The sequence below is a fragment of the Streptomyces sp. NPDC004266 genome (assembly GCF_042874095.1).
Taxonomy (GTDB): Bacteria; Actinomycetota; Actinomycetes; order Streptomycetales; family Streptomycetaceae; genus Streptomyces.
Genome location: NZ_JBIAMM010000013.1, coordinates 99,787 through 126,387, shown reverse-complemented (window position 1 = coordinate 126,387; position 26,601 = coordinate 99,787). Strand labels below are relative to the sequence as shown.

28 protein-coding genes are annotated in these 26,601 nt (G+C 73.5%); 10 read left to right on the top strand and 18 right to left on the bottom strand.

The features are described 5' to 3' along the window. Positions 1-611 precede the first annotated feature (611 nt). Complete coding sequence (locus ACFYUZ_RS28330; RefSeq protein ID WP_389313871.1) at positions 612-743, top strand: hypothetical protein; 132 nt, start codon at positions 612-614, stop codon at positions 741-743. Beyond that, entirely contained in the window at positions 740-1,210 is a 471-nt protein-coding gene (locus ACFYUZ_RS28325; protein ID WP_389313869.1) for a hypothetical protein, read from the top strand. Before ACFYUZ_RS28330 ends, ACFYUZ_RS28325 begins: the two co-directional genes overlap by 4 nt. 429 nt (positions 1,211-1,639) lie before the next feature. On the opposite strand, the gene ACFYUZ_RS28320 is transcribed toward ACFYUZ_RS28325, so the two are convergent. The 3 genes from ACFYUZ_RS28320 to ACFYUZ_RS28310 all read right to left on the bottom strand — a co-directional run bounded on the left by ACFYUZ_RS28320 (position 1,640) and on the right by ACFYUZ_RS28310 (position 3,904). Continuing rightward, a complete protein-coding gene (locus tag ACFYUZ_RS28320; RefSeq protein ID WP_389313867.1) occupies positions 1,640-2,371 on the bottom strand; it encodes a flavodoxin family protein in 732 nt (243 codons plus the stop codon). Between the two features lie 401 nt (positions 2,372-2,772). Then, complete coding sequence (locus tag ACFYUZ_RS28315) at positions 2,773-3,036, bottom strand: DUF6296 family protein (RefSeq protein ID WP_389313865.1); 264 nt, start codon at positions 3,034-3,036, stop codon at positions 2,773-2,775. A 10-nt stretch (positions 3,037-3,046) separates the two neighbouring features. Next, positions 3,047-3,904: an N-formylglutamate amidohydrolase gene (locus ACFYUZ_RS28310; protein ID WP_389313864.1), complete on the bottom strand. Its 858-nt coding sequence runs from the start codon at positions 3,902-3,904 to the stop codon at positions 3,047-3,049. A 188-nt stretch (positions 3,905-4,092) separates the two neighbouring features. Between ACFYUZ_RS28310 and ACFYUZ_RS28305 the strand changes: the two genes are divergently transcribed. Further along, complete coding sequence (locus ACFYUZ_RS28305) at positions 4,093-4,656, top strand: HPP family protein (protein ID WP_389313862.1); 564 nt, start codon at positions 4,093-4,095, stop codon at positions 4,654-4,656. Positions 4,657-4,917: 261 nt separating this feature from the next. Beyond that, the gene (locus ACFYUZ_RS28300) at positions 4,918-6,411 is read left to right on the top strand and encodes a SulP family inorganic anion transporter (protein ID WP_389313860.1); all 1,494 of its coding nucleotides are present in this window, start codon (positions 4,918-4,920) and stop codon (positions 6,409-6,411) included. Between the two features lie 67 nt (positions 6,412-6,478). On the opposite strand, the gene ACFYUZ_RS28295 is transcribed toward ACFYUZ_RS28300, so the two are convergent. Continuing rightward, positions 6,479-6,907 (bottom strand): ATP-binding protein, encoded by a 429-nt coding sequence (locus ACFYUZ_RS28295; protein WP_389313858.1) that lies wholly within the window; start codon positions 6,905-6,907, stop codon positions 6,479-6,481. A gap of 182 nt (positions 6,908-7,089) precedes the next feature. Between ACFYUZ_RS28295 and ACFYUZ_RS28290 the strand changes: the two genes are divergently transcribed. Continuing rightward, a complete protein-coding gene (locus ACFYUZ_RS28290; protein WP_389313856.1) occupies positions 7,090-7,962 on the top strand; it encodes an RNA polymerase sigma factor SigF in 873 nt (290 codons plus the stop codon). Between the two features lie 58 nt (positions 7,963-8,020). Here the strand turns inward: ACFYUZ_RS28290 and ehuA are convergent, their stop codons facing one another. The 10 genes from ehuA to ACFYUZ_RS28240 form a co-directional block, all read right to left on the bottom strand. Further along, entirely contained in the window at positions 8,021-8,872 is an 852-nt protein-coding gene (ehuA, locus tag ACFYUZ_RS28285) for an ectoine/hydroxyectoine ABC transporter ATP-binding protein EhuA (protein WP_389313854.1), read from the bottom strand. Continuing rightward, positions 8,862-9,497, bottom strand: a complete 636-nt coding sequence (gene ehuD, locus ACFYUZ_RS28280; protein WP_030689062.1) for an ectoine/hydroxyectoine ABC transporter permease subunit EhuD — start codon at positions 9,495-9,497, stop codon at positions 8,862-8,864. Before ehuD ends, ehuA begins: the two co-directional genes overlap by 11 nt. After that, positions 9,497-10,171 (bottom strand): ectoine/hydroxyectoine ABC transporter permease subunit EhuC, encoded by a 675-nt coding sequence (gene ehuC, locus ACFYUZ_RS28275; RefSeq protein ID WP_389313852.1) that lies wholly within the window; start codon positions 10,169-10,171, stop codon positions 9,497-9,499. The genes ehuD and ehuC overlap by 1 nt, the downstream gene beginning before the upstream one ends. A gap of 12 nt (positions 10,172-10,183) precedes the next feature. Beyond that, the gene (ehuB, locus tag ACFYUZ_RS28270) at positions 10,184-11,101 is read right to left on the bottom strand and encodes an ectoine/hydroxyectoine ABC transporter substrate-binding protein EhuB (RefSeq protein WP_389313850.1); all 918 of its coding nucleotides are present in this window, start codon (positions 11,099-11,101) and stop codon (positions 10,184-10,186) included. Continuing rightward, on the bottom strand, positions 11,098-11,994 hold the full coding sequence (gene thpD / locus ACFYUZ_RS28265; protein ID WP_389313848.1) for an ectoine hydroxylase: 897 nt from the start codon (positions 11,992-11,994) through the stop codon (positions 11,098-11,100). Before thpD ends, ehuB begins: the two co-directional genes overlap by 4 nt. A gap of 52 nt (positions 11,995-12,046) precedes the next feature. Continuing rightward, positions 12,047-12,463, bottom strand: a complete 417-nt coding sequence (locus ACFYUZ_RS28260) for an ectoine synthase (RefSeq protein WP_225800849.1) — start codon at positions 12,461-12,463, stop codon at positions 12,047-12,049. Between the two features lie 36 nt (positions 12,464-12,499). After that, complete coding sequence (gene ectB, locus ACFYUZ_RS28255) at positions 12,500-13,771, bottom strand: diaminobutyrate--2-oxoglutarate transaminase (protein WP_389313846.1); 1,272 nt, start codon at positions 13,769-13,771, stop codon at positions 12,500-12,502. An 84-nt stretch (positions 13,772-13,855) separates the two neighbouring features. Beyond that, on the bottom strand, positions 13,856-14,386 hold the full coding sequence (gene ectA / locus ACFYUZ_RS28250) for a diaminobutyrate acetyltransferase (protein WP_389313844.1): 531 nt from the start codon (positions 14,384-14,386) through the stop codon (positions 13,856-13,858). 331 nt (positions 14,387-14,717) lie between these two features. Further along, positions 14,718-15,521 carry an endonuclease I family protein gene (locus tag ACFYUZ_RS28245; protein ID WP_389313842.1) on the bottom strand — a complete coding sequence of 268 codons (804 nt, stop codon included), beginning with the start codon at positions 15,519-15,521 and terminating at the stop codon, positions 14,718-14,720. Positions 15,522-15,719: 198 nt separating this feature from the next. Next, on the bottom strand, positions 15,720-16,184 hold the full coding sequence (locus tag ACFYUZ_RS28240; RefSeq protein ID WP_030689075.1) for an Lrp/AsnC family transcriptional regulator: 465 nt from the start codon (positions 16,182-16,184) through the stop codon (positions 15,720-15,722). A 118-nt stretch (positions 16,185-16,302) separates the two neighbouring features. Here ACFYUZ_RS28240 and ACFYUZ_RS28235 point away from each other — a divergent pair, with 118 nt between their 5' ends. From ACFYUZ_RS28235 to ACFYUZ_RS28220, 4 genes are all read left to right on the top strand, one after another. Beyond that, entirely contained in the window at positions 16,303-17,418 is a 1,116-nt protein-coding gene (locus tag ACFYUZ_RS28235; protein ID WP_389313840.1) for an asparaginase, read from the top strand. Between the two features lie 266 nt (positions 17,419-17,684). After that, positions 17,685-19,118: an aspartate ammonia-lyase gene (locus ACFYUZ_RS28230; protein ID WP_389313838.1), complete on the top strand. Its 1,434-nt coding sequence runs from the start codon at positions 17,685-17,687 to the stop codon at positions 19,116-19,118. 68 nt (positions 19,119-19,186) lie between these two features. Then, a complete protein-coding gene (locus ACFYUZ_RS28225) occupies positions 19,187-19,993 on the top strand; it encodes an aminoglycoside adenylyltransferase family protein (RefSeq protein ID WP_389313835.1) in 807 nt (268 codons plus the stop codon). A gap of 82 nt (positions 19,994-20,075) precedes the next feature. Beyond that, a complete protein-coding gene (locus ACFYUZ_RS28220; protein WP_389313833.1) occupies positions 20,076-21,725 on the top strand; it encodes a GMC oxidoreductase in 1,650 nt (549 codons plus the stop codon). Positions 21,726-21,783: 58 nt separating this feature from the next. Here the strand turns inward: ACFYUZ_RS28220 and ACFYUZ_RS28215 are convergent, their stop codons facing one another. From ACFYUZ_RS28215 to ACFYUZ_RS28200, 4 genes are all read right to left on the bottom strand, one after another. Further along, the gene (locus tag ACFYUZ_RS28215) at positions 21,784-22,272 is read right to left on the bottom strand and encodes a carboxymuconolactone decarboxylase family protein (protein WP_123458358.1); all 489 of its coding nucleotides are present in this window, start codon (positions 22,270-22,272) and stop codon (positions 21,784-21,786) included. After that, positions 22,269-23,348 (bottom strand): dihydrodipicolinate reductase, encoded by a 1,080-nt coding sequence (locus ACFYUZ_RS28210; RefSeq protein WP_389313831.1) that lies wholly within the window; start codon positions 23,346-23,348, stop codon positions 22,269-22,271. Before ACFYUZ_RS28210 ends, ACFYUZ_RS28215 begins: the two co-directional genes overlap by 4 nt. A gap of 80 nt (positions 23,349-23,428) precedes the next feature. Continuing rightward, entirely contained in the window at positions 23,429-23,869 is a 441-nt protein-coding gene (locus ACFYUZ_RS28205; protein WP_093877675.1) for a GNAT family N-acetyltransferase, read from the bottom strand. Positions 23,870-23,959: 90 nt separating this feature from the next. Next, a complete protein-coding gene (locus ACFYUZ_RS28200; RefSeq protein ID WP_389313829.1) occupies positions 23,960-25,372 on the bottom strand; it encodes a pyridoxal phosphate-dependent decarboxylase family protein in 1,413 nt (470 codons plus the stop codon). 374 nt (positions 25,373-25,746) lie between these two features. Here ACFYUZ_RS28200 and ACFYUZ_RS28195 point away from each other — a divergent pair, with 374 nt between their 5' ends. After that, complete coding sequence (locus ACFYUZ_RS28195; RefSeq protein WP_389313827.1) at positions 25,747-26,526, top strand: L,D-transpeptidase family protein; 780 nt, start codon at positions 25,747-25,749, stop codon at positions 26,524-26,526. Positions 26,527-26,601 lie beyond the last annotated feature (75 nt).

Sequence of the window (26,601 nt, the reverse complement as noted above, 5' to 3'; positions counted from 1 at the left end):
GCGGTGTGCCGGGTGTCGGCGTCGTACAGGTGGGTGTCGACGAACGACGTGCCGCCGGCCTTGTGCCCCCACCCGACCGTGCCGGTCGGGAGCGAGTCGAGCGGGATCCTCCGCAGCTCGCCGCGCTGCACCTCCGGGCGTCCAGCCGCATCGTCTGGCGGCCTTCGATGACGATGCCGCGGAACTCGTCGGTGTGCGGGGCCACTCCTCGCGTTCGGGAGGGCGGCCGGTGAACTGTGGCCGCCTCACGGCGAAGAGGGTGTCGGAGGCCGCCGACGGACTGCTGTCGGCGGTCCTGACCGTTGCGGCACAATCGGAGCCGACGAGACGGTGATCGGTGGGGGTGGAACGTGGGGCTCTTCGGTGCGCGAAACCGACGTAAGGTCATACCGGACGAGCCGGGGCTGCTGGCCGCGGCTGCCGAGAATCCCGGTGGCAGCGTTGCCGAGAGGTAGGGACGGGATCGCCCGGCGGGTTCGGCAGCCGCACTCCGTGGGACGCGGCGTCCACGGCGTCTGCCTCGGCGCGCATCACGGCAGAGGACGAGGACACGGCCGTCCGGGTCGACCTGGGCCGCGACCGACGCCGGCAGCCCGGCGGCACTCGCGAGGGTGTCCAAGCCGGTCGAGTCCGTCCCGGCCCGCCGGCGAGCGATCACCGGAGCCCACCTGGTGTCCCCGGTCCGGGCGGGCGCCCGATTCGAGAACGGCGTCCTGGTCGAGCGCGAGGAGCGGTCCGCATGAAGAACGTCGACGACATCCTGCAGAACCCGGACGAGCACGTCCGCTTCGCGGCCTACCTCGACGAGCTGCGGCAGGTCGCCGATGCGGACGAGGCCGACCTCGTCCGCCGCGTGCTCACCGATCCGGACCCGACGATGGCCCGGTCCGCGGTGCTGCGGCACCTGGACCGTCGAGCCGCCGTCCTCTACCCCGGTCCCGCCTACGAGGGGTGGGCGCAGGCGATGACCCGGGCCACGACCGGCCACCCCTTCCCGGCTCAGCGCCTGCGGGAGTGGTCACTGTTCCGCGCCGTCACGCTCGAGCTGCCCTGGCAGCCGGACGACCTGCTCGCGTCGTCCGACCGGCTCCAGCTCATGGCGGCCGCCGGGACGAACACGGAGGCCATCGGGATCCTCGCCGAAGCCGGTCGCACCAAGCGGATCCGCAACGCCGCGAAGGCCACCCTCAGCCACCGCGGCGAGAGCTGAATCAGCTCATCCACACCTCTTGACCCTTGCTCCGACAGGGGCGGCCCCGTCTGGTCCGCCGGGGACGACCTGCTCGTAGGGGAGCGAGTCATCAGGCGGTCGGATGCGGCGGCAACAGCTGAAAACCCGTCAGGAAGCGTTCGCAGGGGGCTGATCGGGGCGTCTGAACCGACCTCGGTCGGCTGGTGGTGGTGGCTTCGCCGCCCAGATCCCCCACCGTGGGAGCGGGCCTGACTTCGTGCGGACCGATCTGGCCTTGCCCTCACGGCAACGGTGCGGGCCCGGTGTGCGACGGAATCGGGTTCCGGGCCTGCCGCCACGGACCGGGGAGCGGTCAGCGGATCTTCACGGTTCAGGCAGCCCTCACATGTCCCCCGCACTCGGTGTCCGCCGCTTGCCCCCGGCTGCTCCACGGCGCCCGGCCCGCCCCTAACGGTGCTCGGGGTTCTCGAAGTCGAACCGGCAGCCGGCGTCCCACTCGGAGCGCTGGTTTCCGTGCGCCGGGATGCCGCCGGCGTCCTTGAGCATCCGGGCGAGGTGGAGCTGGTTCCAGGTCATGAAGGTGGTGTTGCGGTTGGTGAAGTCGTTCTCCGGACCGCCCGAGCCGGGGTCGAGGTAGGACGGTCCCGGGCCGGCTGGGCCGACCCAGCCCGCGTCGGCCTGCGGCGGGATCACGTATCCGAGGTGCTGGAGGCTGTAGAGGACGTTCATCGCGCAGTGCTTGGCGCCGTCCTCGTTGCCGGTGATCAGGCAGCCGCCCACACGGCCGTAGTAGGCGTACTGGCCAAGCTCGTTGAGGATCGACGAGCAGGCGTACAGACGCTCGATCACCTTCTTCATGACCGAGGAGTTGTCTCCCAGCCACACGGGCCCCGCCAGGGTCAGGATGTCGGCGGCCATCACCTGCGAGTAGATCACCGGCCACTCGTCCGTCTCCCACCCGTGCTCCGTCATGTCCGGCCAGACACCGGTCGCGATGTCGATGTCCACCGCCCTGAGCACCTCGACCTGCACGCCCTGGCGCTCCATGATCCCGGTGCTGATGTCGATCAGCCCCTGGGTGTGGCTGCGCTCCGGGGAACGTTTCAAGGTGCAGTTGATCACCAGGGCGCGCAGGTCGGCGTACGACGTCGTCGGGTCCGGCACGGAATCCTCCTCCATACGCTCCGGGGTTTCGGATGTGAGGGCACCCGAGATCTCCCGGTACAGCTCACCAGGCCTTCGCCCCGGGCGCTCGTGGAACTGGGCCGGTCGCCTGACAGCCCGTCCTCCGGTCCACCGGCACGCGTCGGGCCGAGCACCCCGGCAAGGCCGGTCCCGGACGCGGGACGGGCTCGGTGATACGGCGAGCGCGGGGGAGGAGGCGGGCATCCGGACACCACGACTCCGAGGCCCGTGGACAGGGCCTCCACGGCGGGGACAGGCCCGATTCCGGCCCGGCCGTCGAAGAAGGCCGTGCGCGGTCATCCCCGGTCACGCCGCCCGGGTGCGAGCCGCCGGCCGACGGGCCGCGCTCCCACCCGGCCGTACGTTCGACACCTGCCTCCGCCGGGCGCGTGACCTCAGGCCGCCGAAGCGGACGGATCCTCCGGCTCGGGATCGGGCAGCGCACGGGCCCGGACCTGCCGGGAGATCTCCTGATGCGCCCCGGTCGCGAGGATGCGCACCTCGTCCCGGTCGCTGATCTCGGCCCGGATGATGCCGGTGGGGTCGGCGTAGACGGGATGCCCGCCGGACCCCGTGAGGAGCGTGCGCTCCACGACCACGACGTCCTCGGTCGCCCCCGTGTCGTCAGAGAAGACCAGCTCGTATCGGAGTGGGCTCATCTGTCCGATTTTACGCTCCTCGGGCACGCTCACCCGCCGGGGCCACCGCGTCGACCAGGGCGGCCAGGGCCGCCCCGAGGGCCTCGACGCCCGGACCCGCGGGCCCGCCCGGCTCGCTCATGTACAGGTCGCGGCGGATCTCGACCATCAGGGCGCTCACCCGCGGATCCCGGCCGTAGTGCTCCAGCGGCACGTACGTCCCGGCGAACGGGCTGTCCGTCCCGACGCCGCCGAACCCGCCGAACGCCTCCCGCGCCGCGTCGAGCAGCGCGGGCGGCGTGTGGAAGGCGTCCGTCCCGAGGCAGACCGGCGGGCGCGGGCCGTCGCCGTGCAGCTCGTACGGCAGCCGCTCGGTCGGGTACGAGTGGACGTCGACGATCACCACCCGTCCCGCCACGACCAGGCGCTCCGCCACGGCCTCCGTCATGGCCCGGGCGTACGGGGCGAAGTACCGGTCGAGCAGCGGCGCCGCGTCGAACCCGGTCGGCCGCAGCGGCGCGCGGTGGCTGGTCCGGGTGTAGACCGCCCCCATCCCGACGGCCAGCATCTCCTCGCGCTCGTCCGGGAAGCGCTCCGGGTCCACGACGAGCCGCGAGAGCCCGTTGACGAACCGCCAGGGCGCCACGCCGGCCGCCGCCGCCGCCACGGCGGCGATCTCGGCCGTGTGGGAGTCCGTGATGTGGTCCAGCTCGCGGTCCAGCTCCTCGTCGCCGAGGAGGATCCCGGCGCGCACCTCCGCGGGCACCTCGCGGGAGGAGTGCGGCACATGGAGGAGGACGGGGGAGTCCGCGGCCCCGGGAAGAAGGCGGAAGGAGGGCGGGGCGGAGGCGGGCACGGCGCGGGGCGCGGCGGAGGAGGTGTCGGTCATGAGGAGATCCTGCCCCCGACCCCGCCCGCGCCGTGGCGAAACCGCTGGTTAGAGTGGTGCGAGGCCACGCCGCCGCACCAGGCAGGGCGTGAGACCGGGCCGACTGTCGACCACAGGGACCCGTACGACCGCCCCACCCGTCCCCGACCGCCCGGCCACGGCCGCCTGCCCCGGAAACCTCGCATCCCATGAGCACCGACGCCGCTCCGCGTCCCGACACCGCCCCGACCTCCGCCGCCCCCAGGGAACCGCGCCTGCCGTGGATCGCCGGCCGGGCCCCGGCCCGGCCCGCCCCCGGCGCCGCCTTCCACAACGTCAGCGCCGCGACCGCGGCCCTCCTCGGCCTCGTCGCCATCGGCGCCCTCATCCACGAGCCCGTGCTGATACCCCCGCTGGCCGCCAGCGCCGCGCTCGTCCACTGCGCCCCCGCCCTGCCCCTGGCCCAGCCCCGCAGCGTGATCGTCGGCCACCTCCTCGGCGCCGCCGCCGGATACGCCGTGGCGGCCGTCGCCGCGCACGGGAGCGCCTGGGCCGCCGCCCTCGCCGCCGGAGTCACCCTGGCACTGACCACACTGGCCCGCACCCCGCACTCGCCGGCCTGCGCGACCGCCGTCGTCATCGTGCTCCAGGCCCCCGCGCCCGGCCGGTTCGTCCCCCTGCTCTTCGGCGCCACCGTCCTGCTCGTGCTGACCGCCTTCGCCGCCTCCCGCATCCGCCGCGCGGCACCGCGATACCCCGCCTACTGGTGGTGAGCCCGGGGGCCGCCTCCGGACGGGCCGATTCCGCCCTGCGCCCCCGGCGCGGCGCCCGCCTGCGCCCCCGGCATGGCGCCCGTACGCCCTCCGCCTGACCGCGTGTGCGGGCGCCTGCGGTCCGGTGCGCCCCGGCGATCCGCACCTCCGGGCGCCTTCCCCGGCGGCGATCGCGTCACGTTCCGGCCTGTTCCGGTCGGAAACCGCCGCCGGGCGCCGGGCCGCCCGGGACGGGCCCCGGCAGGGCGTATGACCCCCTGTATGGCCTCCTCCTTTCCGTACCTCCGGCAGGACTTCGCCGCCTCCCTCGTCGTCTTCCTCGTCGCGCTGCCGCTCTGCATCGGCGTGGCCGTCGCCTCGGGCGTCCCCGCCGAGCTCGGTCTCGTCACCGGCATCGTCGGCGGCACCGTCACCGGCCTCATGCGGGGCAGCAGCATCCAGGTCTCCGGCCCCGCCGCCGGACTCACCGTCCTCGTCCTCGACGCGGTCCGGACGCTCGGCCCGGCCGCGCTCGGCGTCATCGTGCTCCTCGCCGGTCTGCTCCAGGTCCTCATGGGCCTGCTGCGCTGGGGCCGCTGGTTCCGGGCCATCTCCCTCTCCGTCGTCGAGGGCATGCTGGCCGGGATCGGCCTCGTCATCGTGGCCGGCCAGCTCTACGCCGCGGCCGGACTCAGCGCCCCCGCCTCCGGCCCGGCCCGGCTCGCCGGGCTGCCGGCCGCCCTGGGGCGCGCGGTGACCGCCGGCGCCGCCCTCGTCCCGCTCGCCGTCGCCGCGGCCACCGTCCTCGTCATCGTGGCCTGGCGGCACCTGCCCCGCCGGGTGCGGGCCGTCCCCGGCGCGCTCGTCGCCGTCCTCCTCGCGGCGCTCGCGACCGCCCTGTTCGACCTGCCGGTCGCGACGGTACGGGTGAGCGGCGTCCTGGACGCGGTGCGGCTGCCGGGAGCGGACGGCCTCGCGGCCCTGACCGACCTCGCCCTGCTCGGCACCGTCCTCGCCTTCGCGCTGATCGCCTCGGCGGAATCCCTCTTCAGCGCGGCGGCCGTGGACCGGCTGCACGACGGACCGCCCACCGACTACGACAAGGAGCTGCTCGCCCAGGGCTTCGGCAACACGCTCTGCGGGCTGCTCGGAGCGCTGCCCCTGACCGCCGTGATCGTCCGCAGTTCGGCCAACGTCCAGGCGGGCGCCAGGACCAAGGCCTCCCGCGTCCTCCACGGCCTGTGGCTGCTGGTCTTCGCCGCCCTGCTGCCCGGCACCCTGGAGTACGTGCCGCTCGCGGCGCTCGCCGGGATCCTCGTCCACGCCGGCTGGAAGCTGATCCCCTTCAGGGGCCTCCTCGGCCTGTGGCGCGGCCACCGCGGAGAGGCGCTCGTCCTCGTCGTGACGGCCCTGGCGATCGTCACCGTGAACATGCTCGAAGGCGTCCTCGTCGGACTCGTCGTCTCCGTCGCCAAAGCGGCCTGGGACGCCTCCCACCTCCGCGTCGACCACACCGACGAGGGCGAGGGACCGGTGCGCGTCGGCTTCTCGGGCACCGTGACCTTCCTGAGGCTGCCCACGATCCTCGACACCCTCGAAGCGCTGCCGCGCGACCGCCCGGTCGTCCTGGACCTCTCCGGGATCCACCACCTCGACCACGCCTGCCGGGCCGCGCTCGAATCCTGGGCCGACCGCCACCGCACCACCGGCGGCCCCGCCTCCGTCCGTCTCCACGGACCGCCGGAGCGGCACCCCGCCCGCCCCGCGGACGCCTGAGCGGCGGGTCCGTCCTCCGGGCCGGGCCCCGCGAGCCCGGCACGGTCCGGAGGACGGGTCCCGGGACTCAGCGGTCGACCGTCACCGCGGCGTGGACGGTCTTGCCGTCCGGTCGCGTGTCCACCGACACCTCGCGGCACAGCCGCAGCACGATCGGCCAGCCGAAGCCGCCGGGCCGCAGCCCCTCACGGGGCTCGTGGCGCGGCGGCTCACCGCTGGCGTCGGCCACGGAGACGGTCACCCGGTCGTCGCCGACGGCGATCCCGAACGAGGTCAGTCCGCCTCCGTGGCGGTGGGCGTTCGTGACCAGTTCCGAGGTGACGAGCAGCAGGTCGTCGACCTGGGAGTCCCGCAGCGGGCCGATGGCCGCGAGCGTGCGGCGGACCAGCCGCCGGGCCTGGGCCGGGGTGAGGAGGGGTGACGGTCCGGCCCTCCCGGCGGCGGCCGGAGAGACCCCGGCGGTCGTACGGGGCAGGGTTCCACTCCGGCTGTTCATCGAGGCTCCCTCTCTTCCCGGTGTGTCGAAGGGTGATGGGACACGCCTGCCCGGACATGTCGGACTGATGCTCGGTTGTCCGGTCCGGGGTGGATCGCATGGATGGGGGGAGTGGGTCCGGAAGGAGGGGGTACGCGAACCGGGACCGCCGAACGGACAGCGAGCAGGAGGAGGGCGTCCCCGTGCGGACCGAGGTGGCCGAGGCGACGACGACGTACGACACGAGCGGTACGAGGGGGGACCTTCCCGTTCTCCAGGTGCCCCGCGAGGTGGCGCCCCGGGACGCGCGCGCCCTGTCGCGGGTGTTCTTCCGCGAACTCGCGGAACGGGAGGAGGGGACGGCCGGGCACCAGTACGTCCGGAACACCCTGATCGAGATGAACATGACGCTCGTGCGCTACGCGGCGGGCCGCTTCCGCGCACGGATCGAGGAGCGGGAGGACATCGTCCAGGTCGGCATGATCGGTCTGATCAAGGCGATCGACCGCTTCGACCTGTCCCGCGAGGTGGAGTTCACCACCTTCGCCCTGCCCTACATCGTGGGCGAGATCAAGAGGTTCTTCCGCGACACCACCTGGGCGGTCCACGTCCCGCGCCGGCTCCAGGAGGCGCGGGTGGAGCTGGCGAAGGCGACCGACGAGCTGAGCTCGCGGCTCGGCCGCGCACCCCGGGTCGCGGAACTGGCGCCCCTCATGGAGCTGTCCGAGGAGGAGGTGGTCGAGGCCCAGCTGGCCGCCAACGGCTACCGGTCGGCGTCCCTGGACGCGGCGATCGGCAGCGGCGACGACGAGAACGACGACGCGGCCCTGGCCGACCTCCTCGGCGAGGAGGACCGGGCGCTCGGACTCGTCGAGGACTTCCACGCCCTCGCCCCGCTGGTGGAGGCCCTCGGGGAGCGCGACCGGCTGCTGCTGCACCTGCGCTTCGTCGAGGAGCTGACCCAGACGCAGATAGGCGAGCGCCTCGGCGTCTCCCAGATGCACGTCTCGCGCCTCCTGTCCCGGAGCCTGGGCCGGCTGCGGCAAGGCATGGCAGGGGCGCCGGCCTGCGGCTGACCGGGAGGGCACGCCCGGCGGACCGGAGCGCGCCCCCGGCCGGACCCGGCCGGCGGACTCACCGGACCGAGCCGAGGAACGCGCGCGTGCGCGCGTGCGTGGGCGACTCCAGGAGCTCCCCGGCCGGGCCCGACTCCACGATCCGGCCGCGATCGAACATCAGGATCCGGTCGGAGACGTCCCGGGCGAAGCCCATCTCGTGCGTCACGCACAGCAGCGTGATGTCGGTGCCGCGGGCGATGTCCCGCAGCACGTCGAGCACCTCCGCGACCAGCTCCGGATCGAGCGCGGACGTCACCTCGTCGAGGAGCAGGATCTCCGGACGCATCGCGAGGGCGCGGGCGATGGCCACGCGCTGCTGCTGGCCGCCGGAGAGCCGGGTCGGCCGCGCCCCGGCCTTGTCGCCGAGCCCCACCAGGTCCAGCAGGTCCCGCGCCCTGCGGTCCGCCTCCTCCCGGCTCTCGCCGAGCACGTGGACGGGCGCCTCGACGACGTTCTCCAGGACGCTCATGTGCGGGAAGAGGTTGAACTGCTGGAAGACCATGCCGATCCTGCGCCGCAGCACCGCCAGATGGCGCTCGTCCGCCGGCACCAGCCCCCCGCCCCCTCCTCCCGGCATGTGGGAGTAGGGCCGGCCGTCCACGTGGATGACGCCGTCGGTGACCCGCTCCAGCGTCATGAGCAGCCGGAGGATCGTGGTCTTCCCCGAGCCGCTCGGCCCGATCAGCGTCACGCGCTCCCCGCGTCCGACCTCCAGATCGAGGCCGTCGAGCACGGTGTGGTCGCCGTACCGCTTGGTGACCCGGTCGAAGCGGACCGCGGGGGCCGCCGGATCCCTCCGCCGCTCGGGGGCCGTCGGCTCCTTCCGGTGCCCGGCGGGCGACGGATCCTTCCGGTTCTCAGTGCGCAAGGCGTGTCTCCAGTCGTCGTACCAGCACGGACGTCGGCCAGCTCGCGAGCAGGAACACCGCGGCGGCCAGGGTGAAGCTCTCCAGATAGGCGAAGTGCGTACTGCCGAAGGTGTTCGCCTCGTGGACCATCTCGTGCACGGTGATCACCGAGAGCAGGGGCGTCTCCTTGAACATGGACACCGCGTAGTTGCCCAGCGGCGGCAGCACGTTGCGGACGGCCTGCGGCAGCACCACCGCCCGCCACACCCGCCGGCGCGGCAGCGACAGGGCCGTGCACGCCTCCCACTGGCCCTTCGGCACGGCGTCGATGCCCGTCCGGTACACCTCGGAGAGGTACGTGGCGTAGTGCACGCCCAGCACCAGGACGCCGAGCACCGGCGCGTCGAGGGCGGGCACCAGGACCCAGGCCGCGAACAGCTGGACCAGGAGCGGCGTCGAGCGGACGAACGCGGCCGCCGCGCGCACCGGGAGCGCGAGCCACCGGGGGCCCGCCCGCTGGACGAGGGCGAGCACGAGCCCGAGGACCATGGCGACGGCGAACGCCGGCACGGTCGCCAGGACCGTGACGCCGAACCCCTCCAGTACGGCGGGCAGCGCGGCCCGGGCCGCCTCCCCGTCCCACATCAGGCACCGCCTTCCTGCCCGAGCCGGGCCTTCGCCGCCCGCTCCAGGGCGTTCATGAGGAGGCCCAGGCCGACGGCCATGGCGAAGTAGAGCCCGAGGAGCAGCAGGTACGAGGCAGCCGTCGCGCCCGTCGCCGAGCGCAACTGGTCGATCTGGAAGGTGAGATCGGGGACCGTCACCAGGGAGAGCAGCGGCGTCGCCTTGAGGAGCTGCACGAGCAGGTTCTTGAACGGCGCCACCATCAGGGCGTGCGCCTGCGGCAGGACGACCCGTCGCAGCCGCAGCCCCGCCCCCATGCCGAGGGCGATCCCCGCCTCGGTCTGGGCGAGGGGGACCGCCGCCACCGCGCCCCGCACCACCTCGGCGCCGTACGCCCCGTAGTTGAGGCCGAGCGCGAGCACGGCGCAGGCGAGCGGTTCGAGCCGGAAGCCGACCATGGGGAGCGCGAAGAACAGCCAGAACAGCTGCACGTACAGCGAGGTCCCCCGGAAGAACTCCACCACGAGCCGCGCCGCGCCCCGCACCGGCAGCCTCGCCGACCGGGACAGCAGGCCCAGGACGTACGCGAGGAGCAGGGCGAGCGCGGCGCCGAGCACCGTGGCCTCCGCCGTCACCAGGAGCCCCTCGGCGAGCCGGGGCAGCGCTCGCCGGAGCTCGGGGAGGAAGTCAGTCACGGCGGGTGCCCCTCATCCGGCACACAGGCCGGCGGTCCGCAGCGAGCGGGGCGGCACCTCGCGGGCCGTGAAGCCGTACCGCCCGACGAGTCCGACGAACCGCTCGGGGGATCCGGTGATCTTCAGGAGCTCCCGGTCGAAGGCGTCCCGCAGCCCGGTCGCCCCCGGCCGGAAGACGGCCCCGCCCGCGCCGAGCTGTCGGGCGCCGCCGACCACCGGGGCGAACGCCTCGCCCACCTCCACCGGCGCGCCCGCGTTCGTCCGGGCGAGCCAGCGCAGGGAGACGGCGGTCAGCGCGAAGGCGTCGATCCGGCCGGCCAGGAGCGCGTCGAGCCCGTCCTGCTGCTTGGCGAGCGTCTTCACCGAGCCGTCCGGAACGCCCGCCGCCTTCGCGTAGGACGCCTCCACGGCCGCCGTCAGCACCCCGACGGTGGCGCCCTTCGCCGCGCAGGACCTCAGGTCGCTCACCCCCTTCGGATTGCCCTTGCGGACCATGAGCGCGGTGGGGGAGACGAACTCCGGCTCGGAGAAGATCACCTTGGCGCAGCGCTCCGGCGTGATCGACATGCCGGCGCTCACCACGTCGAACCGGCCGGCGAGCAGCCCGGGGATCAGCGCGCCGAACTCCGTGAGCGTGGGCCGCAGTTCGCGTACGCCGAGCGCCCCGAATATCTCGCGGTGCAGCGTCGGGGCCTCGCCGGCGAGTTCGTCGCCGTCCTGGAAGCCGTACGGCGCCTCACCGGCGAACCCGACCCGGACGAAGCCCTGTCCCCGCAGCTTCGCGAGGAGCTTCCCGTCGTCCGCGGGCGCTCCCGTCCCCGCCTGGGTGCGGGTGCACGCGGTGAGCGGCCCGGCCGTCAGGGCGAGGCCGCCGAGGAGCGACGCTCTGGTGAGGAAGCGGCGGCGGTCGAGCGGCGCGGAGCCGCTCACGCCAGCTCCTCCGGGCGGGCCGCGATGAAGGAGGGGCGCCGGACCGGGGCGGCGAAGGGGGCCTCGGGCGCGTTCTCGACGCTGTTGAAGACGAGGAACACATTGCTCCGGGGGTACGGCGTGATGTTGTCGCCCGAGCCGTGCAGGGCGTTGCAGTCGAACCAGGTGGCCGATCCCGCCGGGCCCGTGAAGTGCCGGATGCCGCAGGCGTCGGCGAAGGTGGTGAGCGCCTCGTGGGACGGCGTCCCGGCGTCCTGCATCCGCAGCGACTGCTTGTAGTTGTCCTTGGGCGTCTCGCCCGCGCAGCCGAGGAAGGTGCGGTGCGAGCCCGGCATGATCATCAGGCTGCCGTTGGTGGTGTGGTTCGGGGTGAGCGCGATCGAGACCGAGACGGTCCGCATCCGGGGCAGCCCGTCCTCGGCGTGCCAGGTCTCGAAGTCGGAGTGCCAGTAGAAGCCGCTGGCGCCGAAGCCGGGCTTGACGTTGACCCGCGACTGGTGGACGTACACGTCGGAGCCGAGGATCTGGCGGGCCCGCCCCACGATCCGGGGGTCCTCGGCCAGCCTGCCGAAGACCTCGCTGATCCGGTGCACCTCGAAGACGGAGCGGATCTCCTGGGAGCGGGGCTCGACGACGGCCCGCTCGTCCGCCCGGACGACGGGGTCGGCGACGAGCCGGTCCAGCTCGGCGCGGAGCTCGTCGACCTCGGCCGGGGTGATGAGCTCCTCCACCGTGACGAAGCCGTCGCGGTCGTACTCCTCCAGCTCACGGGCCCAGAAGGGGCCGGGCGTGCCGGGCTCGGACCACACGACGGGGTCCTTGCGGCCGATGAGCTCCTCCCGGGAGCCGCGGGTGGGGTAGAGGTCGACGGGGCGGGTGGGTGCGGAGGTCATGGGGCGGGGTGCTTCCTTTCGCGTACGGGGTCGTCGGGGGTACGGGCCGGCCTCAGGCCTGGCCGTGGTCGGGCTCCGGTTCGGTGAGGAGCGGATAGACGCCGTTCTCGTCGTGGTCCTCGCGCCCGGTGACGGGCGGGTTGAAGACGCACAGGCAGCGGAAGTCCCGCTTGACCTTGAGGGTGTGGCGCTCGTGCCCGTCGAGCAGGTACATCGTTCCGGGCAGGATCGTGTAGGTGCGGCCGGACTCGTGGTCGGTGAGCTCGGCCTCGCCGGCGGTGCAGACGACCGCCTCGACGTGGTGGGCGTACCACATGGAGGTCTCGGTGCCGGCGTACAGCACGGTCTCGTGGAGGGAGAAGCCGACCCGTTCGCGGGCCAGCACGATGCGCTTGCTCTCCCAGGTCCCGGACGCGGCCCGGACGTGCCGCTCGGTGTTCTCCAGCTCGTCGAAGGTGCGGACGATCATGGGTGGTGCCTTTCGGGTGGATCTGTCGGTGCGGTCTCAGGCGCGGTGGCGTACGGAGCGGGCCAGCATGCCGAGGCCCTCGTCGAGTTCGTCGTCCGTCGCGGTCAGCGGCGGCAGCAGCTTGACCACCTCGCCGCGCGGCCCCGACGTCTCCAGGAGCAGACCGATCTCGAAGGCCCGCCGGCACACGGCCGCGGCGCGCTCCCCGTCCGCGAACTCCAGGCCCCACACGAGGCCGCGTCCGCGCACCGCCAGGCCGGCGCGGCCGTCGTCGCCGCACAGGTCGAGCAGGGCGCGCTCGATCCGGTCGGCCCGGCTCAGGGTCCGCTCGCGCAGGGTGCCGTCGCGCCAGTAGGCGTCGAGGGCGGCCGTGGCGGTGACGAAGGCGGGGTTGTTGCCGCGGAAGGTGCCGTTGTGCTCGCCGGGCTCCCACAGGTCGAGCTCCGGCCGGAAGAGGCAGAGGGACATGGGCAGGCCGTAGCCGCTGATGGACTTGGACAGGGTGACGATGTCGGGCGTGATGCCCGCCTCCTCGAAGGAGAAGAAGTCGCCGGTGCGCCCGCAGCCCATCTGGATGTCGTCGACGATGAGGAGCATCTCGTGCCGGCGGCAGAGCTCCGCCAGCGCGCGCAGCCACTCGGCCCGTGCGACGTTGATGCCGCCCTCGCCCTGGACGGTCTCGACGATCACGGCCGCCGGGTGGTCGAGGCCGGAGCCGGAGTCGTCCAGGAGCCGCTCGAACCAGAGGAAGTCGGTGACCTGTCCGTCGAGGTAGTCGTCGAAGGGCATCCGGGCGGCGTGGTGCAGCGGGACGCCCGCTCCGGCGCGCTTGGCGGCGTTGCCGGTGACGGCCAGCGAGCCGAGCGACATGCCGTGGAAGGCGTTGGTGAAGGAGACGACCGTCTGGCGTCCCGTGGCCTTGCGGGCGAGTTTGAGGGCGGCCTCCACGGCGTTGGTGCCGGTGGGGCCGGGGAACATCACCTTGTAGGGCAGGGCGCGGGGTTCGAGGACCGTCGCGCGGAAGGTCTCCAGGAAGGCGCGTTTGGCGGTCGTCGACATGTCGAGGCCGTGGGTGATGCCGTCGTCGGCGAGGTAGTCGAGGAGGGCGCGCTTGAGCACCGGGTTGTTGTGGCCGTAGTTGAGCGAGCCCGCCCCGGCGAAGAAGTCGAGGTACGGCCGGCCGTCCTCGTCGTACAGCCGGCTCCCGCTGGCGCGTTCGAAGACGACGGGCCAGGCACGGCAGTAGCTGCGGACCTCCGATTCGACGGTCTCGAAGACGGAGGGGGCGGCGATGTCGGTCAGGGTCACGGAGTCTCTTCTCCAGGGTGTGGTGCGGGGGAAGTGTGCGGAGCCCGGCTCGGGAGGCCGGGGCGGCTCGGGGAGCCGGGGCGCTCAGGACGCCGGGGGTGCCAGGGGGCCGATGCGGTACAGCACCTCGGCCTCGTGCCCCGCCACGGGGAAGGAGGCGGACGGGAAGAGGACCTCTCGGGTCAGGTCCGCCCCGTGCCGGCGGGCGTAGGACCGGAAGAGCCGGTCGGACGCCAGGTTTCCCGGGGTGACGGTCGCCTCCAGCCGGTCTAGTCCGTGCTCGGCCGCCACTCGGGCGGACAGAGCGTCGAGCAGGGTCCCGGCTACCCCGCTTCCGCGGTGCGAACCCTCCACGGCGACCTGCCAGACGAAGAGCGTGCCGGGGGCGTCGGGCCGCAGGTAGCCGGTGACGAAGCCGACCGGTCGTCCGGAGGCGTCACGGGCGACGGCGGTCGTGTCGGCGAAGTCGCGGCACCAGAGCAGGTAGCTGTACGGCGAGTTGAGGTCGAGTTCTCCCGAGCCGCGGGCGATCCGCCAGAGTTCGGCGCCGTCCGTGATCTCGGCCGGGCCGACGGAGAGGCCGCCGACCGGGGATGACAGGGGGGCAGTGGTCATGGGCGCCGAAGCTACCGAGCGGATCGCGGAACTTCCTGGGGCTGAGGTCTTGTTCGGGGCGGTGGCGGCGTGATAGATGCGCCGACGCTCTCCGCGCCGGGAACCCGCTTCCGAGCGCATGGCAAATCTGATCAGAAACGGTCAAAATCACCGTTTATAACGGCTAGGTAACGTCTTTGGGGTGTCGGAGTCGGTCTTTCAAAAACGTGAGACGATCCGCGATTTCACGTTTGAAGGTGCCGGGAGCGGTCAGGTGTAGGGGCCGACATGGCGGGAGCCGGGCCGGACGCGTCGCGTCCGGCCCGGCTCCGTCACTCCCGCGGTGCTCGGGCTACCAGATCGCCTCGACCCACTCCGGGTGGTCGATGAACGGGTTCCGGTTGTGCTGGTAGGTGTTGTAGATGACGTCGTTGCGACGCTCCTCGAAGGCGCTCGGCGGGTCCTGCTCGTTCCACTGCTTCAGGACCGAGAGGCGGCCGTGGAAGGGGACGCTGCCGTTCGTGGAGGACTCGTTGGGCTCCAGGTTCGGCCAGCCGTCGTCGCCCTCGTAGCGGACGGCCATGTAGAGGATCATGCGGGCCACGTCGCCCTTGTCCGCGTCGCGCGGCTCGAAGGAGTCGCCGTCCGTGTAGCTGCCGGGCGCGCCGCCGACCGCGCTGCCGCCGTTGTCCCAGTCCTTGTTGCCGCGGGTGCTGTTGACCTGCACGTCGCAGGCGCGCAGGTGGTGCAGGTCGGTGCCGGGGCCGGCCGAGGTGCCGAAGTTCCCGTGGGACTGGGCCCAGGTGTGCTCGCGGTTCCAGTCGCCCACGGAGCCCCCGTTGAGGGACTTGCTGCGCGAGGCGCCGCTGTAGAGCAGGATCACGTTGGCGGTGTTGTTCGGGTCCTGGTCGGTCGCCTTCAGCGCGTTCCAGACCGCGTCGTACGAGATCTTGCTCTGGCTGCTGATGATGGTGTGCAGCGAGGACTTGAGGCTCGTGCCGGTCTTGCCGATCGCGTTCTTGTAGTACGTGGTGTCGTACGCGGTGGTCGTGGCGCTCGCGGGGGTCGCGGTGACCGTGGGGAGCGTGACGCCGACGAGGGTGGCGGCGACGGCGGTCGCCCACACCTTCCAGCTGCGGGTCCGCACAACGGACATGGGGGGCCCTTTCCCGGGGACGGCACGCGCGGGACGGCGGGCGTCGGCTCAACGCCACCGTTGTCTACGCGTGTTGACTTCGTGTCACCGGGAGAGTGGCACACGTCAGGTACCTGTCATGTAACGAGGAGGAGGCTGTTCCATGACGTTCTCGCATAGGGAGCAACCGCCCGCCCCCCAGGGGGAGCGGTAGGGGCCTCAGGCGCCCCGCACGTCCACCGGCATCCCCTTCGGCTCCTTGATCCGCTTCATGATGATCTGGGAGTTCACCTCGGTGACCCCGGCCAGCGTCGTCAGCCGCTCGATCCACAGCCGTTCGTACGCCGCGAGGTCCGCCACCGCGATCCGCAGCAGGCAGCCGGGGCTCCCGAACAGCCGGTACGCCTCGATCACGTCCGGCACGTCCTGGAGCGCCTCCTCGAAGGCCTCCACCGTCTCCCGGTCCCGCTTCACCTCCACCGAGACGAGGACCTCGAAGCCGCGCCCCACCGCCTCCGGGTCGATGATCGCCCGATAGCCCTGGATCACCCCGTCCTGCTCCAGCTGGCGCACCCGCCGCAGACAGGGGGAGGGGCTGAGCCCGACCCGCTGGGCCAGCTCCTGGTTGCTCAGTCGGCCGTCGTTCTGGAGCTCGCGCAAGATGTGGAGATCAATCCGGTCCATGGCGCAATTATCCACCACGATGAAACAAAAAGACGGCTTATTTCGCAATCGCCTTGCGTGCTTCCTGACCTATCGTTGCGAGCGCAGCAGACATGAGCACGGAGTGAGGACGGCAGGCATGAAGAGGACGAACGACGGAGGGGCGCGCCGGGTCGTCGTCATCAGCACCGGCGGCACGATCGCCAGCCGCTGGCAGGGCACCGGCTACGCGGCCGACGCCTCCGGCGACGACGTCCTGGCCACCGCGCCGCTTCCCGAGGGCGTCACCGTCGAGGTGATCGACCTGTTCAACGTGAACAGCTCCCGCATGACCTCGGCCCACCAGCTCGCCCTTCTGCGCACCGTCCACGAGACCTTCGCCGACCCCGGCGTCGACGGCATCGTCGTCACCCACGGCACCGACACCCTGGAGGAGACGGCCTTCCTCCTGGACCTCCACCACGCCGACCCCCGCCCGGTCGTGCTCACCGGCGCCCAGCGCCCCTTCGGCACCGGCGACGGCGACGGCCCCGGCAACCTCTACGACGCGCTCCAGGTCGCCGCCTCCGTCCGCGACCTCGGCGTCCTCGTCGTCTTCGACGGGCGCGTCCACGCGGCGCGCGGCACCGTGAAGACCCAGACCCTCGCCGCCGACGCCTTCTCCGACCCCTCCGCCGAGCGCCTCGGCCGCGTCGGGTTCTCCCGCGTCGACATCGAGCGGCAGCCGGAGCGACCCGCCCCGCTGCCCCTGCCGGCCGCCGCGCGGACCGCGGCGCCCGGGGCCGCCGACGCCGCCCCCCTGCCCCGCGTCGACATCATCACGCACCACTCCGACGGCGACCCGTTCCTCCTGAACGCGGCCGTCTCCGCCGGCGCCCGGGGCATCGTCCTCGTCGCCACCGGCGCGGGCAACGCCACGCCCGAGATCGCCGCCGCCGTCGCGGACGCGGTCGCCCGGGGCGTCCTGGTCGCCGTGACCACCCGCGTCCCCGCGGGACCGCTGGCCGAGATGTACACCGGCGGCGGCGCGGTCGACCTCGTCGCCGCCGGCGCCCTGCTCACCGGCACCCTCCGGGCCGGCCAGGCGCGGATCGCCCTCCTCTCCACGCTCCTCGCCGAAGGCGCCGCCGCCGCGGGCGGCCCCGCCCGCGGCGGCGCCCTCCTGCGCCGCCTCCTCGAAGGCCCGGTCCGGGCCGAGCCGGCCCTCGCCACCGGCGGCTCCCGCTCGGCCTCGGCGGTCGCCGCCCGCGCATAGGCACCGCGCAGCGCCTGTCCTCCGACCGGAGTCCGACAGGCGCACCCCACGAGCCCCGGCTCGCGGACGGCGCATCCCCCCGCCCGCCCGCGAGCCGGAATCAACCTCTCCCAGCGGCGCACCGCGCCCGCCGGCTCCGCCCGGCGGCTCCGCCGCGCCCGGAAACGGCCACCGGGGCCGTACGCGCACGCGTGGACACCGGGCGCGCCCCTCCGGCGCCGCGCACACCCGCACCCACCCCCTCCTCTCCCCAAGGACGGCCCCTCATGGTTCCCGCACCGGCCCCGCACGACGTCCCCGTCCGCCGCGAGCACGACCTGCTCGGCGACCGGGACGTCCCCGCCGACGCCTACTGGGGCGTCCACACGCTGCGCGCCACCGAGAACTTCGCCATCACCGGCACGCCCATCTCGGTCTACCCGCTGCTGATCGACGCGCTCGCCGCAGTCAAGGAGGCCGCCGCCCGCGCCAACGAGGAGCTCGGCCTGCTGCCCTCCGACAAGGCCGACGCCATCGCCGGGGCCTGCCGGGAGATCCGTACGGGACGCCTGCACGACCAGTTCGTCGTGGACGTCGTCCAGGGCGGCGCGGGCACCTCCACCAACATGAACGCCAACGAGGTCGTCGCCAACCGGGCCCTGGAGCTCCTCGGCCACGCCAGGGGCGACTACGGACGGCTCCACCCCAACGAGGACGTCAACCTCGGCCAGTCCACCAACGACGTCTACCCCACCGCGATCCGCATCGCGGCGATCGGCGCCGCCCGCGAGCTCCTGAAGGCGATGGCGGTCCTGCAGGACGCCTTCGCCGCCAAGGCCCTGGAGTTCCGCGACGTCGTGAAGATGGGCCGCACCCAGCTCCAGGACGCGGTGCCCATGACGCTGGGCCAGGAGTTCTCCACGTACGCCGTGATGCTGGAGGAGGACCGCGGCCGGCTCGCCGAGGCGATCGAACTCATCCACGAGATCAACCTCGGCGCCACCGCCATCGGCACCGGCCTCAACGCCGCCCCCGGCTACGCCGAGACCGCCCGGCGCAAGCTCGCCGAGCTGACCGGCCTGCCGCTCGTGACCTCCGTCAACCTCATCGAGGCCACCCAGGACTGCGGCGCCTTCGTCCAGCTCTCCGGGGTCCTCAAGCGGATCGCGGTCAAGCTCTCCAAGACCTGCAACGACCTGCGGCTGCTCTCCTCGGGGCCGCGCGCCGGCCTCGGCGAGATCAACCTGCCGCCGGTGCAGGCCGGTTCCAGCATCATGCCCGGCAAGGTCAACCCGGTGATCCCCGAGGTCGTCAACCAGGTCGCCTTCGAGGTGATCGGCAACGACATCACCATCACCATGGCGGCCGAGGCGGGCCAGCTCCAGCTCAACGCCTTCGAGCCGGTGATCTTCCACGCCCTCTCGAAGAGCCTGCTCTCGCTGCGCGCCGCCTGCCTCACCCTCGCCGACCGCTGCGTCACCGGCATCACCGCCAACACCGAGGCGCTCCGGGCGGCCGTGGAGAACTCCATCGGCCTCGCCACGGCGCTCAACCCGCACCTCGGCTACACCGCCGCCACTGCCATCGCCCAGGAGGCGCTCGCCACCGGCCGGGGGGTCGTCGAGCTCACCGTGGAGAAGGGCCTGCTGCCCGCCCACCGCCTCGCCGAACTCCTCACCCCCGAGCGCCTCACCGGCGCCCCGGGCCCGGCTCTGGCCTGACCGCCCGCCGCGCCGCCCTTCCGGTACGGTGACGGGCCCCGCGCCCGTCACCCGCCAGGAGCCGTCGCATGCCCGCCCACGCCCCCGGGGGCACCGCTCCCGAAGGCGCCGACCACGAGGCCGCCCGCCGCGTCGTGCGGATCGTCCGCGAGACCCTCGGCGAGGACGCCGTCCCCGCCGCCTGTCTCCACGGCTCCGCCGTCCTCGGAGGGCTGCGGCCCACCAGCGACGTGGACGTCCTCGTCGTCCTCGCCCGGCGCACCACCGAGCGGGAACGCCGCGCCCTCACGGACGCCCTGCTCGCCGTCTCGGGCGCGCGGGCGTACGAGGGCCCCGCGCGGCCCGTCGAGCTGAGCCTGGTCGTCCACGCCGACGTACGCCCCTGGCGCTACCCGCCGGTCTGCGAGTACCTGTACGGGGAATGGCTCCGCGACGACTTCGAGCGCGGCCTCACCCCCGCCCCCGCGCCCTGCCCCGACCTCGCCCCGCTCCTCGTCATGGCCCGCACCGGGGACCTCTCCCTCCACGGCCCCCGTCCGTCCGCGCTCTTCGACCCGGTCCCGGAGCGCGATCTGCGCGCCGCGATCGTCGCGGGCGTCCCCGAACTGCTTGCCGACCTCGAAGACGACACCCGCAACGTGCTGCTGACCCTGGCCCGGATCCTCACCACCCTGCGCACCGGCCGGATCCGCTCGAAGGACGGGGCGGCGGCGTGGGTGCTCCGCGGGCTGCCCGAGGAACACCGACCCGTGCTGGTCGCCGCACGGGACCAGTACCTGGCGGGGGAGTACGGGGAATGGGTGGAACCGCTGCCCGCGGCGCGGGCGCACGCCGCGTACGTAGCAGAGGCGATCAAGAGGGCCTTCCCGGACTGAAGTTACCCGTCGGTTTCTCGTGACTTCCTCGGCGGACGGTCGTAGAACGTGTTCCCATTCACTCGCGAGTGAGGAAGATCACATGAGTGAACACCCCCTGTCCGCCCAGGGAGATCCACGGTTCAGCCGTCGCCGCTTTCTCGCGGGAACAGGTTCTGTTCTCGGCGCCGCCGCCCTCGCCGGCACGATCACGGCCCCCGCCCGCGCCGAAGTCCCCGGCCTGAACTGCACCCCCATCCCCGACGGTTCCCAGGTGCGCGCCCTCGTCGTCGGCACCGGCTACGGCGGCTCCGTCGCCGCCCTGCGGCTCGCCCGCGCCGGCGTCGACGTCCACATGATCGAGATGGGCATGGCCTGGGACGCCCCCGGGCCGGACGGCAGGATCTTCGCCAACACCACCAGGCCCGACTACCGCTCCTTCTGGCTGCGGACCCGCACCAAGCAGCCGCTGAGCCAGTTCCTCGGCTTCCCGCTCGACAAGGACGTGCCCGTGCACACCGGCATCCTCGACGCGGAGGACTTCGCCGGCATCACCGTCTACCAGGGGCGCGGCGTCGGCGGCGGCTCCCTCGTCAACGGGGGCATGGCCGTCACGCCGCTCCGGGAGCGCTTCCCGGCGATCCTCCCGACCGTCGACCCGGCCGAGATGTACTCCACCTACTACCCGCGCGCCAACGCGGGCCTGGGCGTCGGCTCGGTGGACGTCAGCTGGTGGGAGAGCCAGGACTGCTACCAGTACGCCCGGGTCGGCCGCAAGCACGCGCAGCGCTCCGGCTTCCCCTTCGTCTTCGTGCCCAACGTCTACGACTGGGACTACATGAAGCAGGAGGCCGCCGGGACCGTCCAGAAGTCCGCCCTGGAGGGCGAGGTCATCTACGGCAACAACGCCGGCAAGAAGAGCCTCCAGAAGACCTACCTCGCCCAGGCCGCCGCCACCGGCCGCGTGAACGTCTCCCCGCTCCACCGGGTGACGTCCGTCAGCCCGGCCGCCGCCGGCGGCTACACCGTCGTCATCGACCAGATCGACACCACCGGCGCCACCCTCGTCACCAAGACCGTCCGCGCCGACCGGGTCTTCTTCGCCGCCGGCAGCGTCGGCACCAGCAAGCTCCTCACCCGTCTCAGGGCCACCGGCACCCTGCCCGCCCTCAACGACCAGATCGGCAAGGGCTGGGGCGACAACGGCAACGTCATGTGCGGGCGTGCCAACCACATGTGGGACCCCACCGGGAAGCTCCAGTCCGCCATGCCCACCGCGGGCATCGACAACTGGGACGCCGGCGGGGCCTTCGCCGAGGTCGCCCCGCTGCCCACCGGCATCGAGACCTACGCGTCGTTCTACCTGTCCATCACCCGCACCCCGCGCCGCGCCGAGTTCACCTGGAACCCGTCCACCGGCAAGGTCGACCTGAGCTGGGACCGGGCCTGGAAGCAGACGTCCATCGACATGGCCAGGTCCATCTTCGACAAGATCAACAGCAAGGAGGGGACGATCTACCGGACCGACCTCTTCGGTGCCTACAAGATCTGGGGCGACCACCTCACCTACCACCCGCTCGGCGGCGCCGTCCTCGACCGGGCCACCGACAACCACGGACGCCTCCACGGCTACCAGGGCCTCTACGTCATCGACGGCTCCCTCATCCCGGGGAACACCAGCGTCAACCCCTTCGTCACCATCACCGCCCTCGCCGAGCGGAACATCGAGCGCATCATCGCCGAGGACTTCTGACCGCAGACACGGGGGAGGGGCCGGCCGGAACCCCGGCCGGCCCCTCCCCCCCTGGCGCTCAGTGCGTCGGCAGCACGCACACCGTGTCGAGCCCGAGCACCCGGTTGAGCCGGCCGAACGCCAGCCACGACCCCAGGCTCATCGTCAGCTCCACGATCTCCGCCTGGCTGTACCGCGCCGTCATCCGCGCCCAGAACTCCTCGTCGAGGCCGTGGTGGTCGAGCGCGTACCGCTCCGCGTACTCGGCCGCGAGCCGCGTCCGCTCGTCGAAGGCCTCCGAGACCTCCGTCTCGCGCCAGGCCGCGACGAGCTCGTCGAAGCCCTCCTCGACCTTCACGCCGTCCCGGTCGGTGCGCCAGTCCAGGCAGAAGCCGCAGCCGTTGATCTGCGCGATCCGCAGCCGCGCCGCCTCGAACTCGCGCAGCCCCAGGGTCGTGTGGGCGTACACGGACAGCGAGAAGTTCGCCGCCGCCGTCCCGATCTCCGGGACCATGTCGCCCCACACGTACCCGATCGGCTCCTGGCCCTCGGGGATGTCGATGATCACCGTGGTCTCCTTCCCAGCTTCCCGACCGCCGGCCGCAGCGGCACGTCCAGCGCGTCGTACAGTCCCGGCTCCGCCGCCACCAGCCAGTCGATCGCCCCGACGAGCCGTCCCACCGCCGTGGCGTTCCCGCCCGCCGAACGGTTCTCGCCCTCGTCGGTCGCCGCCACCGTCACCTCGATCCGGGGGCTCCCCTCGATGATCACCCGGTGCGCGCCGGCGCCGTCCGGAGGGACCGGCCAGTCCGGCGCGCACGAGGGGTGGATCCGGGTGACGTGCTCGATCACGATGCGGGGCTCCCCGCCGACGATCCCCTGCACCTCGAAGCGGACCGCGCCCTGCGTCCCCGCCTCGAAGACGCCCATCGTCCGCGTCTTCACCGTGGACTCCAGCGGGCGCCGCTCCAGCGTCTCGCGGATCCCGTCGAGCTCGGCCCCGAGCGCGCGGGCCATCAGCCGCACCTGCCCGCCCCAGATCATGGTGGGCACCGAGGGCCACAGCATGGGCGGCTCGTACTCCATCGGCCGGCCCATCCCCACCAGCTCCCGGACCGACTCCTCCTGCTCGTACGTCGAGTAGTCGAAGATCTCCTGGCAGCGGATCGCGTCCACCGTGGCGGCGAGCCCGCTCACCAGGAGCGGCAGCACGTCGTTGCCCCAGCCCGGGTCGACGCCCGACACGAAGAGCGAACCGCCGCCCTCGGCGACCGCCGCGAGCACCGGGTCCCGGAACTCGGGCGGCGCGTTGCGCTGGTCGTACAGCGGATACAGGGCGGGCGTCACCACCACCGCGCCCGCCGCCACCGCCCGGGCCACATCGGCGAGCGCCCCGTCGGGCCGGGTGTCGCCGGAGGCCGCGTACACCACCGCCCCCGGCCGCCCGTCCAGTACGGCGCCGACGTCGTCGACGGCCGCCACCCCGAGATCGCGTCCCAGTCCCGCGAGCCGGCCCGCGTCCCGGCCCACCTTGGCCGGGTCGGAGACGAGCACGGCCGCGAGCTCGAGACCCGGATGGGCGTCCACGGCGCGGATGGCCGCGCGCCCCACGTTCCCGGTACCCCACACCACCGTCCGAATCATGCGCGGAGGGTAGCGCCGGGACCCGAAGGTTCCCATACCCGCGACGCAATCTTCTGACGATACGTCAGGAATGGTGTGCGTCAGGCCAGACGCAGCGCCACGAACGGGATCGTGTCGCCCGGCAGGACGTACCGCTCCACCTCCACGAAGCCGCGCGCCAGGGCGAACCGCAGCCCCTCCTCGTTCGAGGCGAGGACCACCGTCTCCACGCCCTCGTCGCTCAGCGTCCGCGCGTGCGCGAGCCCCCGCTCGTACAGCGCCGTCCCGAAACCCCGCCCCCGGTACTCCGGCAGCGTCCGCGCGATGACGGTGGCCGCCGGGGTCTCCTCGTCCGGCGGACGCACCGTCGAACAGCCCACCGCCACGTCCCCGAGGTACGCGACGTCCAGCCGGTTCCGGCCCGCCCGCTCCCGCACCTCCTCGGGGGAGAGCACCGCCGTCGGGATGATCGTGTTGTGCACGGCCCGCCAGTCGGCGAGCTGCTCCCCGGTACGGGCCCGTTCGATGCGAAGATCACTCATCGGAGCAGGAAACCGCGCCCGCCCGGGCGGGTCAACCGCTTTCGGCGGCCCCGGCGGCCCCGGCGGCCCCGGCGGTCCGCCGTCCGGTGCTCACGCGTCCCCCGCCGCGGGGAGCCCCCGGACCGCCCGCGCCAGCGCGTCCCGGACCCGGTCCGTGTCCTCCTCCGTCGTGCGCCAGTTGCTGAACGCGGCGCGCAGCGCCGGCGTCCCGTGCAGGACCGTGGGGGTCAGGAACGCCTCGCCGGAGTCGGCGACCGCCCGCGCCACGGCGGCGAGCCGCTCCGCCGTCGGACCGTCGGCGAGGGTGAAGCAGACGACGTTCAGGTGCACCGGCGCGAGGAGCCGCAGCCCGGGCACCGCGGAGATCCCCTCGCCGAGGCGCCGGGCCAGCGCGACACAGCGCTCGACGATCTCGGCGTGCCCCTCGCGCCCGTACGCGGTCAGCGAGAACCAGGTGGCCAGGGCGCGCAGCCGGCGGGAGTTCTCCGGCGTCAGATGGAGGAAGTCGGGCGTCCCGGCGGGAAGGCCGAGATACGGCGACTCGTTGTGGAAGACCCGCACCTGGAGGTCCTGACGGCGGGTGAACTGGACGGCGGCGTCGTACGGGACGTTCAGCCACTTGTGCAGGTCCACGCAGATCGAGTCGGCCGCGTCCAGCCCGTCGACGAGCCCGGCACGGGCGGGCGAGAGCGCGGCGAACGCGCCGAACGCGGCGTCGACGTGCAGCCAGAAGTCGTACCGCTCCTTGAGGGCGGCGATCGCCCGCAGGTCGTCGAAGTCGACCGTGTTCACCGTCCCGGCGTTCGCGACCACGACGGCGGGCCGCCCGTCCAGCGCCTCCAGCGCCGCGGCCAGCGCGGTCACGTCCACGGCCTCGCGCTCCCCGCCGAGCAGCGGCACCGGCCGCAGCCGGTCCCGCCCGACGCCCAGCAAGGACAGCGCCTTGCCGATGCTGGAGTGCGGGCTGCCGGACAGCACGTCGACCGGCCCGAGCGCGGCCGCCCCGGCACGGGACACCGAAACGCCCAGCCGCTCGCCCAGCCACTCCCGGGCGACGGCGAGCCCCACGGTGTTGGACATCGTGGCGCCGCTGACGAACGCGCCCCCGTGCGCCTCGCCCAGCCCGAAGAGCTCCCGCAGCCAGCCCACCGTCTCGCGCTCCAGGGCGTCGGCGGTCGAGCCGCCGCCGCTGGAGCCGTTCTGGTCGTAGGCGCCGGTGAGCCAGTCGCCGGCCAGGGCCGCGGGGGTGGCGCCGCCGGTCACGAAGCCGAGGTAGCGCGGGCCCGCCGAGCCGGAGAACCCGGGCTCCCAGCGCTGTGCGAACCGGTCGAGCGCCCCCTGCGCGCCGACGCCTCCCCGCGGCAGCGGCTCGGGCTCGGGGGCCTTCGCGGGGGAGGCGACGGGCCGCTCGCCGACCCCGGAAAGCTCATGGGCCGCGACGTCGCGGACGGACTGGAGGAGTTCGGGCAGCCGGGCGAGGTCGGCGGCGAGCGTGGGATGCATGGCCTCAGGGTAGGGAGGCCGTCAGGGCGTTCGCAGGGGCCAATCCGAGGAGAGTGGCCTGGTGTGAGTCCCCGTCAGCAGGCCGATCGCCCTCAGCGGCACGCGACCGGACGGGCCGCGGAGGGCCGTCCGCTCGACCGGCCGTGGGGGAGGCGGGCCGGCGCCGGTGCTCCGGGCGACCGGCTGACGCGCCCCCCGCTCGTCGGGCCGGCGGTGCACGCCCGGGCGGCGCGGTCCTCCGGGCGTCGGCTCGACGGGGCGCGCCCGCCGCGGAAGCGGCCGTACGGGTGAGGGCGCGGTCGCGGGGGCAGTGCGGCCCGCCGAACGGGTACGGATCGCTGCATTGCCCCCCCCGGCCAGGAGGATGCCGTCCCATGCCCGTCCGCAAGGGCGCCCCCGCGCTGCTGAGCGCCGGCACGCTGTGCGCGGCCCTGTTGCTCACCGCCTGTGCGAGCCCCGCCCCGCCCGCGCCCGCCCCGACGTCCGCGCCCGCCTCGGGCGACAGCCGTCCCGCCCCGGGCCCGCCGGCCGGCGACGGCCTCGCCTCCGCCCCGGCCCCCGCACGCCGGATCCCCGGCGTCGGCCCCGGCACCCAGGCCCACGTGCCCGACGCCACCACCCAGGCCTTCGTCGTCACCGGAGCCGACGCCGACTCCAACACGGCCACCGCCACCCTGTACCGGCGCGACCCGGCGCGCGGCTGGACCGAGGTCGCCGGACCGTGGCCCGCCCGCAACGCCCTCCAGGGCTGGACCTCCGACCACACGGCCGGTGACCTGCGCTCTCCCATCGGGGTCTTCCGGCTCGGCGACGCGGGTGGACGGCTGCCCGACCCCGGCGCCCGGCTCCCGTACGACCAGGACGAGGAGTTCGACATCAGCGGCACCGGCTTCATGGGCGAGCCGCTGGGAGGCTCCTTCGACCACGTGATCGCCATCGACTACAACCGGGTGCCCGGCCGTACCCCGCTCGACAAGGAGCGCCCCCTCGGCGACGAGAAGGGCGGAGGCGTCTGGATCCACGTCGACCACGGCGGCCCCACCCAGGCCTGCGTCGCCCTGGAGCGGGAGGCGCTGCGCGAGCTCCTGCGCGCCCTCGACCCGGCCGCGGAACCCGTCGTCGTCATGGGCCCGGCGTCCGAACTCGCGCGGTGACGGCCGGCGCGGCGCCGGAGCCGGACACCCGCCGCGCGGAGCCGGCTCCGCGCGGCCCGGTCCGCTCGCCGCGCG

Coding starts and splice junctions, on each gene's coding strand:
- ACFYUZ_RS28315 (WP_389313865.1), bottom strand. CDS start 3,036: ATGAGCCCACTCCGATACGAGCTGGTCTTCTCTGACGACACGGGGGCG.
- ACFYUZ_RS28260 (WP_225800849.1), bottom strand. CDS start 12,463: ATGATCGTCCGCACCTTCGACGAGCTGGAGAACACCGAGCGGCACGTC.
- ACFYUZ_RS28225 (WP_389313835.1), top strand. CDS start 19,187: ATGCCCGCCCACGCCCCCGGGGGCACCGCTCCCGAAGGCGCCGACCAC.
- ACFYUZ_RS28305 (WP_389313862.1), top strand. CDS start 4,093: ATGAGCACCGACGCCGCTCCGCGTCCCGACACCGCCCCGACCTCCGCC.
- ACFYUZ_RS28310 (WP_389313864.1), bottom strand. CDS start 3,904: ATGACCGACACCTCCTCCGCCGCGCCCCGCGCCGTGCCCGCCTCCGCC.
- ACFYUZ_RS28325 (WP_389313869.1), top strand. CDS start 740: ATGAAGAACGTCGACGACATCCTGCAGAACCCGGACGAGCACGTCCGC.
- thpD (WP_389313848.1), bottom strand. CDS start 11,994: ATGACCTCCGCACCCACCCGCCCCGTCGACCTCTACCCCACCCGCGGC.
- ACFYUZ_RS28235 (WP_389313840.1), top strand. CDS start 16,303: ATGAAGAGGACGAACGACGGAGGGGCGCGCCGGGTCGTCGTCATCAGC.
- ACFYUZ_RS28240 (WP_030689075.1), bottom strand. CDS start 16,184: ATGGACCGGATTGATCTCCACATCTTGCGCGAGCTCCAGAACGACGGC.
- ehuD (WP_030689062.1), bottom strand. CDS start 9,497: ATGTGGGACGGGGAGGCGGCCCGGGCCGCGCTGCCCGCCGTACTGGAG.
- ACFYUZ_RS28230 (WP_389313838.1), top strand. CDS start 17,685: ATGGTTCCCGCACCGGCCCCGCACGACGTCCCCGTCCGCCGCGAGCAC.
- ectA (WP_389313844.1), bottom strand. CDS start 14,386: ATGACCACTGCCCCCCTGTCATCCCCGGTCGGCGGCCTCTCCGTCGGC.
- ACFYUZ_RS28300 (WP_389313860.1), top strand. CDS start 4,918: ATGGCCTCCTCCTTTCCGTACCTCCGGCAGGACTTCGCCGCCTCCCTC.
- ACFYUZ_RS28200 (WP_389313829.1), bottom strand. CDS start 25,372: ATGCATCCCACGCTCGCCGCCGACCTCGCCCGGCTGCCCGAACTCCTC.
- ACFYUZ_RS28220 (WP_389313833.1), top strand. CDS start 20,076: ATGAGTGAACACCCCCTGTCCGCCCAGGGAGATCCACGGTTCAGCCGT.
- ACFYUZ_RS28320 (WP_389313867.1), bottom strand. CDS start 2,371: ATGGAGGAGGATTCCGTGCCGGACCCGACGACGTCGTACGCCGACCTG.
- ACFYUZ_RS28195 (WP_389313827.1), top strand. CDS start 25,747: ATGCCCGTCCGCAAGGGCGCCCCCGCGCTGCTGAGCGCCGGCACGCTG.
- ACFYUZ_RS28245 (WP_389313842.1), bottom strand. CDS start 15,521: ATGTCCGTTGTGCGGACCCGCAGCTGGAAGGTGTGGGCGACCGCCGTC.
- ACFYUZ_RS28210 (WP_389313831.1), bottom strand. CDS start 23,348: ATGATTCGGACGGTGGTGTGGGGTACCGGGAACGTGGGGCGCGCGGCC.
- ACFYUZ_RS28295 (WP_389313858.1), bottom strand. CDS start 6,907: ATGAACAGCCGGAGTGGAACCCTGCCCCGTACGACCGCCGGGGTCTCT.
- ACFYUZ_RS28205 (WP_093877675.1), bottom strand. CDS start 23,869: ATGAGTGATCTTCGCATCGAACGGGCCCGTACCGGGGAGCAGCTCGCC.